Origin of the sequence: Kitasatospora sp. NPDC059973, from assembly GCF_042737525.1 — a bacterium.
Taxonomy (GTDB): Bacteria; Actinomycetota; Actinomycetes; order Streptomycetales; family Streptomycetaceae; genus Kitasatospora.
Map to the genome: position 1 here is coordinate 1 of NZ_JBHWUI010000183.1, position 15,568 is coordinate 15,568.

The 15,568-nt window shown below is 73.7% G+C and carries 17 protein-coding genes; 5 read left to right on the forward strand and 12 right to left on the reverse strand.

Annotation, left to right across the window (positions count from 1 at the left end):
- The first annotated feature begins 104 nt into the window (after nt 1-104).
- On the forward strand, nt 105-1,103 hold the full coding sequence (locus ACFWA9_RS33230) for a YdcF family protein (protein WP_329490996.1): 999 nt from the start codon (nt 105-107) through the stop codon (nt 1,101-1,103).
- A gap of 115 nt (nt 1,104-1,218) precedes the next feature.
- Here ACFWA9_RS33230 and ACFWA9_RS33235 read toward each other — a convergent pair whose 3' ends face one another.
- From ACFWA9_RS33235 to ACFWA9_RS33245, 3 genes are all read right to left on the reverse strand, one after another.
- Nucleotides 1,219-3,438: an NADP-dependent isocitrate dehydrogenase gene (locus tag ACFWA9_RS33235; RefSeq protein WP_352294295.1), complete on the reverse strand. Its 2,220-nt coding sequence runs from the start codon at nt 3,436-3,438 to the stop codon at nt 1,219-1,221.
- 198 nt (nt 3,439-3,636) lie between these two features.
- Entirely contained in the window at nt 3,637-3,993 is a 357-nt protein-coding gene (locus ACFWA9_RS33240; protein WP_352294297.1) for a DUF4180 domain-containing protein, read from the reverse strand.
- Nucleotides 3,986-4,411, reverse strand: coding sequence for a helix-turn-helix domain-containing protein (locus ACFWA9_RS33245; protein WP_380392260.1), 426 nt, complete (start codon nt 4,409-4,411; stop codon nt 3,986-3,988). Before ACFWA9_RS33245 ends, ACFWA9_RS33240 begins: the two co-directional genes overlap by 8 nt.
- Before the next feature lie 235 nt (nt 4,412-4,646).
- Between ACFWA9_RS33245 and ACFWA9_RS33250 the strand changes: the two genes are divergently transcribed.
- A complete protein-coding gene (locus ACFWA9_RS33250; protein WP_329490993.1) occupies nt 4,647-4,982 on the forward strand; it encodes an SAV_915 family protein in 336 nt (111 codons plus the stop codon).
- Nucleotides 4,979-5,368, forward strand: a complete 390-nt coding sequence (locus ACFWA9_RS33255; protein WP_352294302.1) for a hypothetical protein — start codon at nt 4,979-4,981, stop codon at nt 5,366-5,368. Before ACFWA9_RS33250 ends, ACFWA9_RS33255 begins: the two co-directional genes overlap by 4 nt.
- 51 nt (nt 5,369-5,419) lie before the next feature.
- Here ACFWA9_RS33255 and ACFWA9_RS33260 read toward each other — a convergent pair whose 3' ends face one another.
- On the reverse strand, nt 5,420-5,914 hold the full coding sequence (locus ACFWA9_RS33260) for an EamA family transporter (RefSeq protein ID WP_380392263.1): 495 nt from the start codon (nt 5,912-5,914) through the stop codon (nt 5,420-5,422).
- Between the two features lie 96 nt (nt 5,915-6,010).
- Nucleotides 6,011-6,283 (reverse strand): hypothetical protein, encoded by a 273-nt coding sequence (locus ACFWA9_RS33265; protein WP_380392266.1) that lies wholly within the window; start codon nt 6,281-6,283, stop codon nt 6,011-6,013.
- 296 nt (nt 6,284-6,579) lie between these two features.
- On the opposite strand from ACFWA9_RS33265, the gene ACFWA9_RS33270 reads away from it, so the two are divergent.
- Entirely contained in the window at nt 6,580-7,515 is a 936-nt protein-coding gene (locus tag ACFWA9_RS33270; protein ID WP_359836046.1) for a serine/threonine dehydratase, read from the forward strand.
- A gap of 28 nt (nt 7,516-7,543) precedes the next feature.
- Here ACFWA9_RS33270 and ACFWA9_RS33275 read toward each other — a convergent pair whose 3' ends face one another.
- From ACFWA9_RS33275 to ACFWA9_RS33305, 7 genes are all read right to left on the reverse strand, one after another.
- Nucleotides 7,544-8,854 carry a DUF2254 domain-containing protein gene (locus ACFWA9_RS33275; RefSeq protein WP_380392269.1) on the reverse strand — a complete coding sequence of 437 codons (1,311 nt, stop codon included), beginning with the start codon at nt 8,852-8,854 and terminating at the stop codon, nt 7,544-7,546.
- A gap of 91 nt (nt 8,855-8,945) precedes the next feature.
- Complete coding sequence (locus tag ACFWA9_RS33280) at nt 8,946-9,728, reverse strand: urease accessory protein UreD (RefSeq protein ID WP_380392271.1); 783 nt, start codon at nt 9,726-9,728, stop codon at nt 8,946-8,948.
- Between the two features lie 38 nt (nt 9,729-9,766).
- A complete protein-coding gene (ureG, locus tag ACFWA9_RS33285) occupies nt 9,767-10,459 on the reverse strand; it encodes an urease accessory protein UreG (RefSeq protein WP_352294307.1) in 693 nt (230 codons plus the stop codon).
- Nucleotides 10,449-11,114, reverse strand: a complete 666-nt coding sequence (locus ACFWA9_RS33290) for an urease accessory protein UreF (protein WP_380392274.1) — start codon at nt 11,112-11,114, stop codon at nt 10,449-10,451. The genes ureG and ACFWA9_RS33290 overlap by 11 nt, the downstream gene beginning before the upstream one ends.
- Entirely contained in the window at nt 11,114-12,850 is a 1,737-nt protein-coding gene (locus ACFWA9_RS33295) for an urease subunit alpha (protein ID WP_352294311.1), read from the reverse strand. Before ACFWA9_RS33295 ends, ACFWA9_RS33290 begins: the two co-directional genes overlap by 1 nt.
- A complete protein-coding gene (locus ACFWA9_RS33300) occupies nt 12,843-13,169 on the reverse strand; it encodes an urease subunit beta (protein ID WP_329490984.1) in 327 nt (108 codons plus the stop codon). Before ACFWA9_RS33300 ends, ACFWA9_RS33295 begins: the two co-directional genes overlap by 8 nt.
- Nucleotides 13,166-13,468 (reverse strand): urease subunit gamma, encoded by a 303-nt coding sequence (locus ACFWA9_RS33305; protein WP_329490983.1) that lies wholly within the window; start codon nt 13,466-13,468, stop codon nt 13,166-13,168. The genes ACFWA9_RS33300 and ACFWA9_RS33305 overlap by 4 nt, the downstream gene beginning before the upstream one ends.
- Nucleotides 13,469-13,857: 389 nt before the next feature.
- Here ACFWA9_RS33305 and ACFWA9_RS33310 point away from each other — a divergent pair, with 389 nt between their 5' ends.
- Complete coding sequence (locus ACFWA9_RS33310; RefSeq protein ID WP_352294313.1) at nt 13,858-15,522, forward strand: APC family permease; 1,665 nt, start codon at nt 13,858-13,860, stop codon at nt 15,520-15,522.
- Nucleotides 15,523-15,568 lie beyond the last annotated feature (46 nt).

Genomic DNA, 15,568 nt, shown 5'->3' on the forward strand with positions numbered 1-15,568 from the left:
ACCGCCCCCGCCACAAAGCAAGTTCGCCAGTCCTCATACCAACAGAGAACTACCGAACACGCGATGCGACAAGCCTCCTAACAAAGCACTACTAGGATCCGGGCATGCAAGCGCTTCTGATGGCCGCCCTGCTCGCCGTGGTCCTGCTCTCCCGGATCCAGGAACCGAGACGGTTGGGCAACGGGGTGCTGATCGGCCTGATCGGCGTCTGCGCGGCGCTCGGCACGGTGAGCGCGGTCGGCCACTTCTCCTCGTCGGCCGCGAGCGCCGTCACCGCCGGGGTGGCCGGCGCGGTCTGGCTGAGCGGCCTGGTCGCGGCCGCCCTGCTGGTGGCCAACGGGGTCACCATGGTCCGGCGGGAGGGCACCCGGCCGGCCAGCCTGCTGTCCCTGCTCGCCGGCGCCGCCCTGCTCGCCCTGCTCGGGCTGCTGCTCTCGGCCACCTACCTCAGCGTCCGGGCGCTGCGCGCGGCGGCCGGCGCCGCCGTCCTGCTCGGCGGCTACGGCGCCTTCCTGCTGCTCTGCTTCCTCGGGTACACCCTGCTGTACCGGCGCCTCGCCCCCCGGCCCGGCGCCGACTACCTGGTGGTGCTGGGCGCCGGGCTGAACGGCTGCGAGGTGCCGCCGCTGCTGGCCGCCCGGCTGGACCGCGCGATGGCGCTCTACCGCGCCGAGGAGGCCGCCGGACACGCGCCGCTGATGCTGGTGACCGGCGGCAAGGGCCCGGACGAGAGCTGCACCGAGGCCTCGGCGATGGCGGACCACCTGGTCGCCGCCGGCTGCCCGCGGGAGCGGATCCGGCTGGAGGAGAAGGCCACCAGCACCACCGAGAACCTCGCCTTCAGCCGCGAGCTGATGGAGCGCGAACGGCCCGGCTACCACTGCACCGTGGTGACCAGCAGCTTCCACGTGCTGCGCTCCGCCGTGACCACCCGCCGGGCCGGGGTGCCGGGGCAGGTCGTCGGCGCGCCGACGGCCGGGTACTACTGGCCCAGCGCCGTCCTGCGCGAGGTGGTCGCGACGGGCCTGATGTACCCCCGGGCGAACGCCGTCGCCGTGCTGCTGCTCGCGACGGCGGGGGCGGTGGTGGGCTGGCGGTGGTGAGCCGCCCGGCCGCCCGCCCCGCCGGACGCGGAGAGGCCCCCGGGTCCGCGAACGGACCCGGGGGCCTCCCGGTACGGCTCGGTGCCGGCCTGGTGTCGACTCCGCCCGGCTGGGATCAGCCGAGGTTGGCGAGCGCCTCGTTGAAGGTCTTCGAGGGACGCATCACGGCCGCGGCCTTGGCCGGGTCGGGCTGGTAGTAGCCGCCGATGTCGACCGGCGAGCCCTGCACCGCGATGAGCTCCTCGACGATGACCTGCTCCTGCCCGGCCAGCGCCTCGGCCAGACCTGCGAACGCCTGGGCCAGCTCGGCGTCGGCGGTCTGCCCGGCCAGCTCCTGGGCCCAGTACAGGGCCAGGTAGAAGTGGCTGCCGCGGTTGTCGATGCCGCCGAGGCGACGGCTCGGCGACTTGTCCTCGTTGAGGAAGGTGCCGGTGGCGCGGTCCAGCGTGTCGGCCAGCACCTGGGCGCGGGCGTTGTCGGTGGTCTGGGCCAGGTGCTCGAAGCTGGCGGCCAGCGCGAAGAACTCGCCCAGGCTGTCCCAGCGCAGGTAGTCCTCCTTGACCAGCTGCTGGACGTGCTTCGGGGCGGAGCCGCCGGCGCCGGTCTCGAACAGGCCGCCGCCGTTCATCAGCGGGACGACCGACAGCATCTTGGCGCTGGTGCCCAGCTCCAGGATCGGGAAGAGGTCGGTGAGGTAGTCGCGCAGCACGTTGCCGGTGACCGAGATGGTGTTCTCGCCGCGGCGGATCCGCTCCAGCGAGAACTTGGTGGCCTCGACCGGGGTCTTGATCTCGATCTGCAGACCGGCCGTGTCGTGCTCCGGCAGGTAGGTCTTGACCTTCTCGATCAGCACGGCGTCGTGCGCGCGGTTCTCGTCCAGCCAGAAGACGGCCGGGTCGCCGGTGGCGCGGGCACGGGTGACAGCCAGCTTGACCCAGTCCTGGATCGGCAGGTCCTTGGTCTGGCAGGCGCGGAAGATGTCGCCGGCCTCGACGGCCTGCTCCAGCACGACGTTGCCCTCGTCGTCGACGAGCCGGACGGTGCCGGCGGCGGCGATCTCGAAGGTCTTGTCGTGGCTGCCGTACTCCTCGGCCGCCTGGGCCATCAGGCCGACGTTCGGCACCGAGCCGATGGTGGCCGGGTCGAGGGCGCCGTGGGCGCGGCAGTCGTCGATGACGGCCTGGTACACGCCGGAGTAGCTGCTGTCCGGCAGCACGGCCAGGGTGTCGGCCTCGTTGCCGTCCGGGCCCCACATGTGGCCGGAGGTGCGGATCATGGCCGGCATCGAGGCGTCGACGATGACGTCGCTCGGCACGTGCAGGTTGGTGATGCCCTTGTCGGAGTCGACCATGGCCAGGGCCGGGCCCTCGGCCAGCTCGGCCTCGAAGGAGGCCTTGATCTCGGCGCCGTTCTCCAGCTTCTCGAGGCCGCCCAGGATGCCGCCGAGGCCGTTGTTCGGGTTCAGACCGGCCGCGGCCAGCGCCTCGCCGTACTTGGCGAAGGTGTTCGGGAAGAAGGCGCGGACCACGTGGCCGAAGATGATCGGGTCGGAGACCTTCATCATGGTGGCCTTGAGGTGCACCGAGAACAGCACGCCCTCGCTCTTGGCGCGGGCGACCTGGGCCGCCAGGAACTCGTGCAGCGCGGCGACGTGCAGCACCGAGGCGTCGACGACCTCGCCGGCCAGGACCGGGACGGACGGACGCAGCACGGTGGTGGTGCCGTCCTCGGCGACCAGCTCGATGCGCAGCGAGCCGGCCGAGGGGACCACCACGGACTTCTCGGTGGACCGGAAGTCGTTCGCGCCCATGGTCGCGACGTTGGTCTTGGAGTCGGCCGACCAGGCGCCCATGCGGTGCGGGTGCGTCTTGGCGTAGTTCTTGACCGACGCGGGGGCACGGCGGTCGGAGTTGCCCTCGCGCAGGACGGGGTTGACCGCGCTGCCCTTGACCTTGTCGTAGCGGGCCCGGACGTCCTTGTCCTCGTCCGTCTGCGGGTCGTCCGGGTAGTCCGGCAGCGCGTAGCCCTGCGCCTGGAGCTCGGCGACCGCCGCCTTCAGCTGCGGGATGGAGGCCGAGATGTTCGGCAGCTTGATGATGTTGGCGCTCGGGGTCTTGGCGAGTTCGCCCAGCTCGGCGAGGGCGTCCTCGATCCGCTGGCCCTCCTCCAGACGCTCCGGGAAGCTCGCGATGATCCGCCCGGCGAGGGAGATGTCGCGAGTCTCCACCCGCACACCCGCCGTCGAGGCGTAAGCCTGCACCACAGGCAGGAACGAGTACGTTGCCAGGGCCGGCGCCTCGTCGGTGTGCGTATAGATGATGGTCGAGTCAGTCATCGGTACTCCGCTTCACGTCTCCAACGTCTTGATGTCAAGATATCTCGTGTTCGCCCCTTCGCTCCACCTCCCCCCGCACCGGAGTGCGCTCCCGCGCCCGGGCGGGCCGGCGGCGGTCAGCTCCACCGTCGTCCCGGGGCGGGCGCCGGGCAAGCGGAGCAGCGGGGCGCGGGCCCGCGGAACCCCCCGCCGGCGGCCTCACCGGTGCGCGGCGAGCCGGGCGTCGAACTCGGCCTCGTCGGCGAGGAACCAGAGCTGGCCGCCCCGGTTGCTCTCCCGGACGAAGTCCCGCAGCGGGCCGCTGCCGTCGGTGTGGCGGGAGATGTCACCGATGACGGCCAGGCCGAGCCGGTAGGTGGCGAACTTCTGCACGATCCCGCCCGCGATCCGGGTGCCGAGGCGGAAGAAGTCCTCCTCGAAGCGCTCGGCGGGCACCACGACCCAGGCCGCGCCGGCCGCGAACGCGTCACCGATCAGATCGGTGGCATCCCGTTCGTCGCGCACCGGCGGGCCGTCGGCGGGCAGGCGCAGGACGGTGACGGCGGACTCAGACATCGGCGTTCTCCCCGATCAGTGCGTTGACGATGACGAGCAGCTCGGCCGTGTCGGCCAGACCCCCGAGGATGACCACCTTGAGCGTCGAGCGCTGCTCGTCGTGCAGGGTCTGGACCCGCAGCGGTCCGTCCTCGCGCGGGCCCGCGACGGCCGCCATCAGGGTGTTGGCCAGCCGGGCGGCCTCCACCGTCCCGATCGCGTCGATCTGCACGATGGTCGAGGCCTCGGCGTGGCGCCGCTCCTCGGCCGGCGCGGGCGCGGGGGCACCGGTGAACTCCGCGAGGTCCTGGGCGGTGATCCGGTACTGCTTGCCGATCCTGGTCGCCCGGAGGCGGCCGTCCCGGACGTAGCCGCGCACCGTGCGCACGTGCAGGTCCAGCAGTTCGGCCACCTGTTCCACCGAGTAGTAGGGCGCCACCAGGCCTCACTTCCTTTGATCTTCCTTATCATTACGCAAATTACCACGAAGATCGGGCGGATAGGGAAGGAAAGGGAAGGCATGATCGGGGGGAAGTCCGGGGACCGTCAGGACTCCGTCAACACAGCACCGCATTCGGTCAACGCCGCGTCAGGGGAGCGACCGACGGCCCGCCGCCGCCCTAGCGTCGGAGTAAGCAGTTCCCGCAGGCCCCACCACTCCTTGGGAGCACCGCATGGCCCCCGTCGTCTGGCACGTCCCGGTCACCGTCACCGGATCCACCACCGCCCTCCGGCTCTTCCGCCTGCGCGACGGCCGTCGCTGCGCGGTGGGCTTCGCCACCACCGAGGCGCTGACCGCGCTCCTCGGACCGGACCAGGCGTGCACCGAACTCGCCGAGCCCGCGCTGCGGGCGCTCGCCGCGCCGCTCGGCGTGGACGCCCTGGTCCTGGATCCACGGCTGGTGGCACCGCCCGTCGCCAGGCCCGCCCGGGAGGGCGCGGCCAGCACGCCCGCCGGGCCCACCGGCCCCACCGCGGCGGCTGTCCGGACCGAGCTCCAGCACCGGTGACGACGCTCCGGCTCGTCCCCGGCGCCCGGTCGCCCGAACCGGACCGGCGGGCCGCCGGCCCGGGACAGCGCTCCCCCGGGCCGGCGGCCCGGCCCGGGGGAACCCCGCACCCCGGCGGCGGGCGGCCCCTGCACGCCCTGGTCCGGGTCCGCTTCGGCCCCGTACCGCTCGACTTCGACCGGCTCGCCGCCGAGTTCCCGGCCATCCGGAGCGGGTTCGCGCTGGCCGGCGGCGCCGACCTCGAACTGCGGCTCGTCTGCGGCGGCCCCCAGGAGTTGCGCGCGGTCTCCACCGCGCTGCTCCGGGCCGGCGCGGTGCGGGTCCAGGTCGACCTCGTGCTGCGCGCCCTGACACCTGCTCCGCCGACGCTGCGGCCGGTGCCGTAGGGCCGCCCGCGCCCCACCGTCCACCGGGCGGGGCGCGGGCGGCCCTAGCGGTCAGCCGCTCTCGCGGGTGAGCAGCGCGATCGCGGCCAGCAGCAGAACGGAGCCCGCCAGCAGGGCCGGGGTCACCGGCTCGCCGAAGCAGACGGTGGCGAGCAGCGCGGCGGTCGCCGGCTCCAGCAGCACCAGCACGGCGGCCGTCGCCCCGGGGACGGCCGTCAGACCGGTGAAGTACCAGCGGTAGGCGAGCAGCGTGGGGACGGTCCCCAGGAAGAGCAGCGCGCCCGCCGTCAGCGCCGGACCACCCGCGGTCGGCAGCACCCCGTCGGCCGCGGCCAGGGGCAGCAGGCAGAGCATGCCGGTGGTGAAGGCGCCGACGTCCGCCCGGGCCGAACCGCCGCCGCGGGCCCAGAGGGTGAGGCCGCTCTGCCCGGCGCCCGCCAGGACGGCGAGTGCGACGCCGAGCACCGGCCGCGGGCCGGCCGCCGGGGCGGCGACCAGCAGGACCAACCCGCCGAGCGCGACCGCGATCGCGGCCGAGGCCCGCACGGTGAGCCGCTCACCGAGCAGCAGATGGGCGCCGAGACTGGTCAGGACGGGCCCCGCACCGATGGTGACCAGGGTGCCGAGGCCGAGACCGGCGTACTACACCGAGCCGAAGTAGGCGCACTGGCTCACCGCCAGCCCGAGCCCGGTGAGCAGGGCCGCGCCGCGCGCACCGGCGCGCCCCCGGCGGGCGGGGAGGAGGGCCAGGCAGCCGGCCGCGACGGCGAACCGCCAGAAGCAGACGGCCACCGGGCCGAGCCCGGTGGTCCGCAGCAGCAGCGCGGCGGCGGCGCCACCCAGGCCCCAGGCGACGGCGGCGGCCGAGATGGACAGCAGGCCGTGCCGGAGCGGCACGGCGGAACGAGTGGTCATGCGTTGGTTCTCCACGATGGTGGGCCGGTGACGTCCGCGGTCGACGCGGGCGGCATCCAGCGGCCCGGTGGCGACGGCGCCGCCGGGCGGGGAATCGTGGAGCGCGCCCGCTAGCGGGCGGGCGGCGGAAGAATCACGGAACGCATGGCGGTCAGCCTACGCGGCCGCCCGGCCCCGACCCCTGTGCGGCCCCCGCCGGGCGGTCGTGATCTTCTGCTGGTGGGCCGCCGCGACGTACCGTCGGCGGTGACGCGGTGGAAGTCGGCTTCCACCCCCGGACCGGGAGGAGCAGCAGCGTGGAGCACCTGACGTACGGCGAGGTCGAGGCGGCCGGGCGGCGGATCGCGGGGCGGGTGCGGCCGGTGGTGGTGGCACCCGGGGACGACGGCGGGCGGGTCTGGCTGGCCCTGGAGTACCTCCAGCACACCGGCAGCTTCAAGGCCCGCGGGGCGCAGAACTTCCTGCTCGCGCACACCGAGGCGGGCACCCTCCCGGCCGCCGGGGTGACCATCGCCTCCGGCGGGAACGCCGGCCTGGCCTGCGCCTGGGCGGCCCGCGAACTCGGCGTGCGGGCCACCGTGTTCCTGCCGGAGACCGCGCCCGCGGTCAAGGTGGCCCGGCTGCGCTCCTACGGGGCCGAGGTGCGGCTGGCGGGCCGCGAGTACGCCGAGGCGCTGGCGGCCTGCGAGGAGTTCGCGGCGGACGGCGGCGCGCTCGCCTCGCACGCGTACGACCACCCGCTGATCGCGGCCGGGGCCGGGACGGTGCTGGACGAGATCGTGGCCCGGCTGCCCGGCCTGGACACGGTGGTGGTCTCGGTGGGCGGTGGCGGACTGTTCGCCGGGGTGGCCGCCGCGGCGCGGGAGCACGGCGTGCGGGTGGTGGCGGTGGAGCCGACGGGGAGCCGGGCACTGGGCGCGGCCCTCGCGGCCGGCCACCCGGTGGACGTCCCGGTGGACTCGGTGGCCGCGGACTCCCTGGGGGCCCGCCGGGCCACCGCGCTGGCGGTGCACGCCGCCCGGCAGGACGGCGTCCGCACCGTGCTGGTACCGGACGATGCCATCGTCCGGGCCCGGCAGGCGCTCTGGGACGAGCGGCGGATCGCCGTCGAGCACGCGGCGGCCACCGCGCTCGCCGCGGTGACGGAGCTGGACGACGTGGCCGGCGAGCGGATCGCGGTGCTGCTCTGCGGCGCCAACACCGACCCCTCCGACCTGGTGGCGGCCGGGTAGTCGGGCGGTGGCCCGGCCCCGGGGCTCCTCAGCCGATGCCCTGCCGGTCCGGCAGCAGGGCGAAGGCGCGGACCTCCGGATCGGGCAGCTGCTCGACCACGGCACGGTCCAACAGGCGCCGCTGCTCCAGGAGTTGCGAGCGCCGCCGGTCGGGGCTGATCAGCAGCAGGTCGTCCAGGGCGGCCGCCAGCCGGCGGGTCACCTGCGGGTGGCCCGCCCCGCAGAGCCGGATCTCGGTGAACGCGAGGTCGACCACGGACTGCCAGTCCGGCACCGGTTCGACCAGCCGGACGGCGCCGGCCCGGTCGCGGAAGCAGAGGTCCCCGAAGCTCTCGTGCACCAGCATCCCGAGCAGTTGGTGGATCCGGTCGATCGCCTGCACGGCGGTGGTCGGGTCGTTGACGGCGGGCGAGAGCGCGCGGATCGCGATGTCGACCAGCTGCCGGAACCCGAAGCTGAGGTCCTGGTGCATGGTGCGGTCGACGCCGACGTTGAGCGCCAGGGCGATCCCCCGCGGGCGCGGCGGCCGGTCGGCGGCCCCGGCCACCCGGACGATCGGGGTGCCGGGCGTGATGAAGTCGCCGATCCTGGGCACCAGATGGAGCACCACGTCGTGCTTGCGGGCGATCCGGACCAGGCGGCCGATGTTGACGTCGCGCAGCACCCCGGAGCGCCCCTCGTGGAGCAGGGTGGGCGCCCCCTCCGGGACGGCCGGCGGCTGCGGCTCGGGCGGCATCCGCCGGTACTGGAGGATCACCGCCACCGACTCGTTGGCGACCCGGTCGATGACGTGCGGCACCCGCAGCAGCCGCATGGTGGACTGCACGTAGAGCACGAACAGCGCCAGGCTGAGCAGGACCAGCAGGAGGGAGCCGAGGCCGGAGAAGACCGGCACCGAGGTGACCTTCGCCGGGTCGGTGGAGTCGTCGTAGCTGAGCTGGACGAGCAGGGCGAACAGGAAGGTGGCCAGGCAGACCGAGAAGGTGGCCTTGGTGAGCCGGCTGCGGACGTACAGCCGCAGGACGCGCGGGGAGAACTGGCTGGCGCCCATCTGCAGGGCGACCAGCGAGATCGAGAACACCACGCCGATGAACGTGAGCATCGCCGAACTCACCGTGGAGACCACGCTCTTGGCCGCACCGGTGAACCGCATCAGCTCGTCCGCCGAGCCGGTCTCGGCGACGCTGGCGGTGACCACGGCCTCGTCCAGCCAGGCCGTCACCCCGGAGAGCAGTACCGCGGCGACGCAGGTGACCAGCGGGGCGAACCAGAACGACTCCCGCAGGTGCTCGCGCAGCGGGGAGAGCGGGCGGTAGCGGCCGGGCCGGCGATCGGTCATCGCCCCAGGCTAGGGCTTGTCCGACCATTCGCATCGGATCAGCGCCCGGCCGGCCGCGCGCGGGGCGGCCCCGCGGCGGCGGCCCCGGCGCTCAGTCCCCGTCGAGCACCCGCCGGAGGGCGAGCGCGTCGGGGGCCGCGGCGATGAGCAGCCGGGCGTCCGGGTCGGGCAGGGTGAGCAGGGCGGCGTCCCCGGCCTCGGGCCACCGCGGCGGCGCGGGCGGCGGGTGGCCGACGGTGAGCAGCTGGCCGGTGGCCCGGTGGCCGCCGAGGACGGCGGGACCGTCCCAGCCGGGGGCGCCGGGGCCGAGGTCGGTCCGCTGGTCCAGCAGGAGCCGGCCGGCGCGGCCCACGGTCAGCCGGGAGGTGAGCCGGCCGGGGCCGGCGGCCCGGGCCCAGTCGTGGTGGCGGCCGAGGACCTGCTCCTCGCGGTAGCGCAGCCGGGCACCGGCGGCGAGGGTGATCCGGGTGTGCAGCAGGAGGTGGCTGCCGGCGGCGGCGACCACCGGCTCGGGGCACCAGTCGAGCCGGGCGCCCTCCCCCACCGTCAGTTCGACGTCGTAGTGGGCGGGGCCGGGGCCGGGCAGGCTGATCGTGGCGGCCGCGCTGGTCACGGTGAGGGCCGCGCCGTCGGCCACCTCGACCTCGAGTGCCAGCCGGTCTCCGCCGAGCGGCGCGGCCATCGAGCCGACGAGCACCACCCGGGCTCCGCCGCCGGCGTCCCGGGTGCGCCGTGGGGCGAGCGGTCCGGCGCCGGAGAGGACGGGCAGGGCGGTCGCGCCCCGCCCGTCGGGTTCGGCCCGGATCCGGGCCCGGGCCACCAGCGCGGCCCGGGGCGCGTCGGCCGGGACGGGACCGGCCGCGGCCGTCGTCACCGGAGCCGTCACCGTGGGCGCCGTCACCGTGGGAGCCGTCACGGCCGGGTGCGCCAGTCGGCCAGCCGCTCCCGGACCCAGGCGGCGACCGGTGCCACCCCGTCGGGCGAGGTGAGCGCGGAGAACACGGTGGGCAGCGCGCCACGCTGGGCGGCGGCGTCGCGGGCCATCACGTCGAGGTCGGCGCCGACCAGCGGGGCGAGGTCGGTCTTGTTGATCACCAGCAGGTCCGAGGTGGAGATCCCCGGGCCGCCCTTGCGCGGGATCTTGTCCCCGCCGGAGACGTCGATCACGAAGATCTGGTGGTCGACCAGGCCTCGGCTGAAGGTGGCGGTGAGGTTGTCGCCGCCGGACTCGACCAGGACGAGGTCGAGCGGCCCGACCGCCTCCTCCAGTTCCTCGACGGCCTCCAGGTTGGCGGAGATGTCGTCGCGGATGGCGGTGTGCGGGCAGCAGCCGGTCTCCACGGCGGTGATCCGCTCGGGCGGCAGGACGGCGTTGCGCAGCAGGAACTCCGCGTCCTCGGTGGTGTAGATGTCGTTGGTGACGACGGCCAGCGACAGCTCCTCGCGCAGCAGGCGGCAGAGCGCGGCGACGGTGGCGGTCTTGCCGGAGCCGACCGGCCCGCCGAGGCCGATCCGCAGGGCGCGCCGGCGGGTGCCGCCGGTGGCGGTGGAGGTGTAGGTGTGGCGGGCGGGGGCGTCGACGGGGTCGGCGTGGTCACGATGCAAAGAGGCGGACCTTCCAGGAGTGGTGCTGCTCGGCGTAGACGTCGAGCAGCGGGGCGGAGGCGGCGGGCAGCGCGTCCGGGTCCCCGCACAGGGCGGCGGTGACGGCGGCCTCGGCCACGGTGTCGAGTTCGGGGGCGAGCCGGGCCAGCGCGGCCGCGACCTCGTACGGGTCCAGGCCCAGCAGCCGCACGCAGGCGGTGGCCGGGCCGTTGACGCTCTCGTGCGCGGCGGCGGTCGCGGCCTGGGCGGGGGTGAGGCCGGCGGCCAGCGCGGCGGTGCCGAGGACGACGCTCTGGTGCGCGCCGCGCGGGAACTCGGCGGCCAGCCGGTCGAGTCCGGGGTGCGGCCAGGCCGCGCGGGCGGCGCGGAGCAGTTGTCGGCCGAGCCGGCGGCTGGTGGCGCGCAGGGCGGGTGAGGCGGTGCGGGCCTCGGCGGCCGCGTCGAGCCGGCCGGCGTCCTGGCCGGCGGCGGCCGCCGCGGCCAGGGCGGCCGACACCAGACCGGTGGTGTGCAGCCGCCCGGTGAGGAAGGCCGTCATGCTCTCGGTGTCCCGCACCCGCCCGGCCCGGACCGCCGCCTCGGCCCCGCCGGAGTGGGCGTGCCCGCCGGCGGGGAACCGGCCGTCGGCGAGCAGCAGGAGCGCGGCGAGGCCCATCAGAAGAGGAAGTACCGCTGGGCGAGCGGCAGTTCGGCGGCCGGTTCGGGGGTGACGAGTTCCCCGTCGATGGTGACGGTGAAGGTGTCGGGTTCGACCCGGACGTCCGGCCGCGCACTGTTGTTGACCATCCGCTCCTTGGTGACCCCCCGGGTGTTCCGGATCGCGGTGAACGCCTTGGCGACCCCCAGCTGTTCGGCCAGCCGCTCGGGAAGGCCGTCCTCGATCGCCGCCGTCGCGGTGAAGTTGAGCGAGTTGGCCGCCGCCGAGCGCCCGATGGCGCCGAACATCGGCCGGGGCAGCATCGGCTGGGGCGTCGGGATGGACGCGTTGGCGTCGCCCATCTGCGCCCAGGCGATCTGGCCGCCCTTGATCACGAGGTCCGGCTTGACCCCGAAGAAGGCGGGTGACCAGAGCACCAGGTCGGCGAGCTTGCCCGGTTCGACCGAGCCGATCTCGCCGTCCAGGCCCTGGGCGACGGCCGGGTTGATGGTGTACTTGGCGACGTAGCGCCGGGCCCGGTGGTTGTCGGCCCGGCCGTCGCCGGCGAGCGGGCCGCGCCGGGCCTTCATCACGTGGGCGGTCTGCCAGGTGCGCAGGACCACCTCCCCGATCCGGCCCATGGCCTGGGAGTCGGAGCTGATGATGGAGATGGCGCCGAGGTCGTGCAGGATGTCCTCGGCGGCGATGGTGGACGGCCGGATCCGGGACTCGGCGAAGGCGAGGTCCTCCGGCACGTACGGGCTGAGGTGGTGACAGACCATCAGCATGTCGAGGTGCTCGGAGACGGTGTTGACGGTGTGCGGCCTGGTCGGGTTCGTGGAGCTGGGCAGCACGTTCGCGGCGCCGACCACGGTGATGATGTCCGGCGCGTGGCCGCCGCCCGCACCCTCGGTGTGGTAGGCGTGGACGCCCCGGCCGGCGATCGCCGCGAGGGTGTCGCCGACGAAGCCGGCCTCGTTCAGGGTGTCGGTGTGGATGGCCAGTTGGACACCGGTCTCGTCGCAGACCCGGAGGCAGGCGTCGATCGCGGCCGGCGTGGCGCCCCAGTCCTCGTGGATCTTGAACCCGAGCGCGCCGGCCCGCAGCTGGTCGTGCATCGAGGCCCGGTTGACGGTGTTGCCCTTGCCGAGCAGGCCGATGTTGACCGGCAGGCCGTCCAGTGCCGCGAAGACCCGGCCGAGGTGCCACGCCCCCGGGGTGATCGTGGTCGCCTTGCTGCCCTCGGCCGGTCCGGTGCCGCCGCCGACCAGGGTGGTGACCCCGGAGGCCAGCGCCTCGTCCACCAACTGCGGGCAGATGAAGTGGACATGGGCGTCCACGGCGCCGGCGGTGACGATCCGGCCGTTGCCGGAGATCACCTCGGTCTCCGGTCCGATCACCAGGTCCGGGTGGACACCGTCCATGGTCTCGGGGTTGCCGGCCTTGCCGAGGGCGGTGATCCGGCCGTCCCGGATGCCGATGTCGGCCTTGACGACGCCCCAGTGGTCGAGCACCACGGCGCCGGTGACGACGGTGTCCGGGGCGCCCTCGGCGCGGCTGGTCCGGGCCTGGCCCATCGACTCCCGGATCACCTTGCCGCCACCGAAGACGGCCTCGTCGCCGCCGCGGCCGCGGTCCTCCTCGACCTCGATCAGCAGATTGGTGTCACCGAGCCGGATCCGGTCGCCGGTGGTCGGGCCGTACAGGTCGGCGTAGCGCTCGCGGGTCAGCCAGAGGGCGGGGCGGTCAGTCATCGAGCGCACCTCCGACCGCGCCGCGCAGGCCGAGGACCTCGCGCCGGCCGGCGATCGGGACGAGTTCGACCTCCACCGGGATGCCCGGTTCGAAGCGGACGGCGGTGCCGGCCGGGATGTTCAGCCGTAGGCCGCGCGCGGTGGACCGGTCGAAGTCCAGTCCGGGGTTGGCCTCCCCGAAGTGGTAGTGCGAGCCCACCTGGACGGGCCGGTCGGCGGCGTTGACGACGGTCAGCCGGGTGACCGGCAGGCCGGGGTTGAGGCCGATCGCGCCCTCCCCGTGGAGGATCTGCCCCGGGAACGCCCGCTCGCCGCTCACTGGATCGGCCCGTGCACGGTGACCAGCTTGGTCCCGTCCGGGAAGGTCGCCTCGACCTGGACGTCCGGGATCATCTCGGCGATCCCCTCCATGACGTCGTCCCGGGTGAGCACCTTGCGGCCGGAGTCCATCAGCTCGGCGACGGTCCGGCCGTCCCGGGCGCCCTCCAGGACGTGCGAGGTGATCAGCGCGACCGTCTCGGGGTGGTTGAGCCGCAGCCCCCGCGCCCGGCGGGCGCGGGCCACCTCGGCGGCCACGTGGATGAGCAGGCGTTCCTGCTCGTGGGGGGTGAGTCTCATCTGCGCGCACCTCGGGAGGGGTTCGAGCGCACGGACACAACGCTGTGCCGCGGTGGTGGCGCATACCGTAGCGAACGAACGACCCCGGCCACAGGGCACCTCACCGATTCCGCCCGGTATCCCTATGCGTCCGCCACTATTTCTATAACCCTATTTGCCGTCCACATTGCCGGATCTTGTGCGGAACCTCAATTCCGGCTCAAATGCTGGACCTACCGGCGAGTCACGTAACACACACATGAACAGATGACCCCCTACCAGCGGGAATGTCTGGGGAAGTAGGTAAACATTCAGTAATGAAATCTGTGCATAGGCCTATGAATACGCCTACTGTGTGGCAACTCTCCGCGCTCCGTCCGCCGGGTTCCCACACCACAGAGAGATTTCGCATGGCATCCCTCAACCAGCTGTCCCCGCCGAGCACCGGCACCTCTCCCGATTCCGGGACACCCACCCATCGGTCGCTCCGCCGCGAGGTCGGCCTGATCGGCCTGCTGTGGGCCTCGGTGGGTTCGATCATCGGCTCCGGCTGGCTGTTCGGCGCCAAGAACGCCGTCATGGTCGCCGGGCCGGCCGCGCTCGTCTCCTGGGGCATCGGCGCCGTCGCGATCGTCCTGCTCGCCCTGGTGCACGCCGAGCTGGGCGGGCTCTTCCCGGTCGCCGGCGGCACGGCCCGCTACCCGCACTACGCCTTCGGCGGTCTGGCGGGCATGTCCTTCGGCTGGTTCTCCTGGCTGCAGGCCGCGACCGTGGCACCGATCGAGGTCGAGGCCATGATCGGGTACGCGGGGCACTGGGAGTTCGCCAAGAGCTTCCTGAACGACAACGGCACCCTCACCACCAGCGGCTTCATCGTCGCCGTCCTGCTGATGGGCGTCTTCGTCGCGGTCAACTTCCTCGGTGTGCGGGTGCTGGCCCACACCAACTCGATCGCCACCTGGCTGAAGATCTTCGTCCCGCTGCTGACGATCTTCGTGCTCGCGCTGACCAACTTCCACGGTTCGAACTTCACCTCGCACGGCTTCGCCCCGTTCGGCATCAAGGGCGTGCTGGCCGCGATCAGCTCCAGCGGCATCATCTTCGCGCTGCTGGGCTTCGAGCAGGCGATCCAGATCTCCGGCGAGAGCCGCAACCCCAAGCGCGACATCCCCCGCGCGGTGCTCGGCTCGGTCGCCATCGGCACCCTGATCTACGTCCTGCTCCAGGTCGTCTTCATCGGCGCGCTGCCGCTCAGCTCCTTCGCCAACGGCTGGGACAAGCTCGACTTCCCCGGCATCGAGGGCCCGTTCGCCGGCCTCGCCACCCTGGTCGGCCTCGGCTGGCTGGCCTGGGTGCTCTACTTCGACGCCATCGTCTCCCCCGGCGGCACCGGCCTGATCTACACCACCTCCACCTCCCGCATCTCCTACGGCCTGAGCAAGAACGGCTACGCGCCGCAGAAGTTCGAGCAGCTGGACAGCCGGGGCGTGCCGTGGTTCGGCCTGATCCTCTCCTTCGTCACCGGCGTCGTCTGCTTCCTGCCCTTCCCGAGCTGGCAGGAGCTGGTCGGCTTCATCACCTCCGCCAGCGTGCTGATGTACGCCGGCGCCCCGCTGGCCTTCGGCGCGCTGCGCCGCCGCCTGCCCACCCGTGAGCGCTCGTACCGGCTGCCGCTCGGCGGCGTGATCTCGCCGCTGGCCTTCGTGGTCGCCAGCCTGATCATCTACTGGGCCGGCTGGCACACCCTGTCCCGCCTGGGCATCGCGATCGTCCTCGGCTACGTGCTGCTCGGCAGCTACGCCGCCTACGCGATCCGCAAGGGCCTGCCGAACGCCCCGCGCCTGGACTGGCGGGCCGCCCAGTGGCTGCCGGTCTACCTGGTGGGCCTCGGCCTGATCTCCTGGCAGGGCGGCTTCGGCGAGGGCCGCGGCAACATCCCGATGTGGTGGGACATGGGCGTGGTCGCCGTCTTCGCCCTCGGCGTCTACTTCTGGGCGATCCGGGTCGCGCTGCCGGCCGAGGCCATCGAGCAGAACATCGAGGACATCGAGGTGGTCGACGCCGGCGGTCACTGACCCTTCGTCGGACACCACGGGGCGGGCCCGCCGGTACACACCGGCG

Coding starts and splice junctions, on each gene's coding strand:
- ACFWA9_RS33230 (WP_329490996.1), top strand. CDS start 105: ATGCAAGCGCTTCTGATGGCCGCCCTGCTCGCCGTGGTCCTGCTCTCC.
- ACFWA9_RS33235 (WP_352294295.1), bottom strand. CDS start 3,438: ATGACTGACTCGACCATCATCTATACGCACACCGACGAGGCGCCGGCC.
- ACFWA9_RS33240 (WP_352294297.1), bottom strand. CDS start 3,993: ATGTCTGAGTCCGCCGTCACCGTCCTGCGCCTGCCCGCCGACGGCCCG.
- ACFWA9_RS33250 (WP_329490993.1), top strand. CDS start 4,647: ATGGCCCCCGTCGTCTGGCACGTCCCGGTCACCGTCACCGGATCCACC.
- ACFWA9_RS33265 (WP_380392266.1), bottom strand. CDS start 6,283: ATGACCACTCGTTCCGCCGTGCCGCTCCGGCACGGCCTGCTGTCCATC.
- ACFWA9_RS33275 (WP_380392269.1), bottom strand. CDS start 8,854: ATGACCGATCGCCGGCCCGGCCGCTACCGCCCGCTCTCCCCGCTGCGC.
- ACFWA9_RS33290 (WP_380392274.1), bottom strand. CDS start 11,114: ATGGGCCTCGCCGCGCTCCTGCTGCTCGCCGACGGCCGGTTCCCCGCC.
- ACFWA9_RS33295 (WP_352294311.1), bottom strand. CDS start 12,850: ATGACTGACCGCCCCGCCCTCTGGCTGACCCGCGAGCGCTACGCCGAC.
- ACFWA9_RS33305 (WP_329490983.1), bottom strand. CDS start 13,468: ATGAGACTCACCCCCCACGAGCAGGAACGCCTGCTCATCCACGTGGCC.
- ACFWA9_RS33310 (WP_352294313.1), top strand. CDS start 13,858: ATGGCATCCCTCAACCAGCTGTCCCCGCCGAGCACCGGCACCTCTCCC.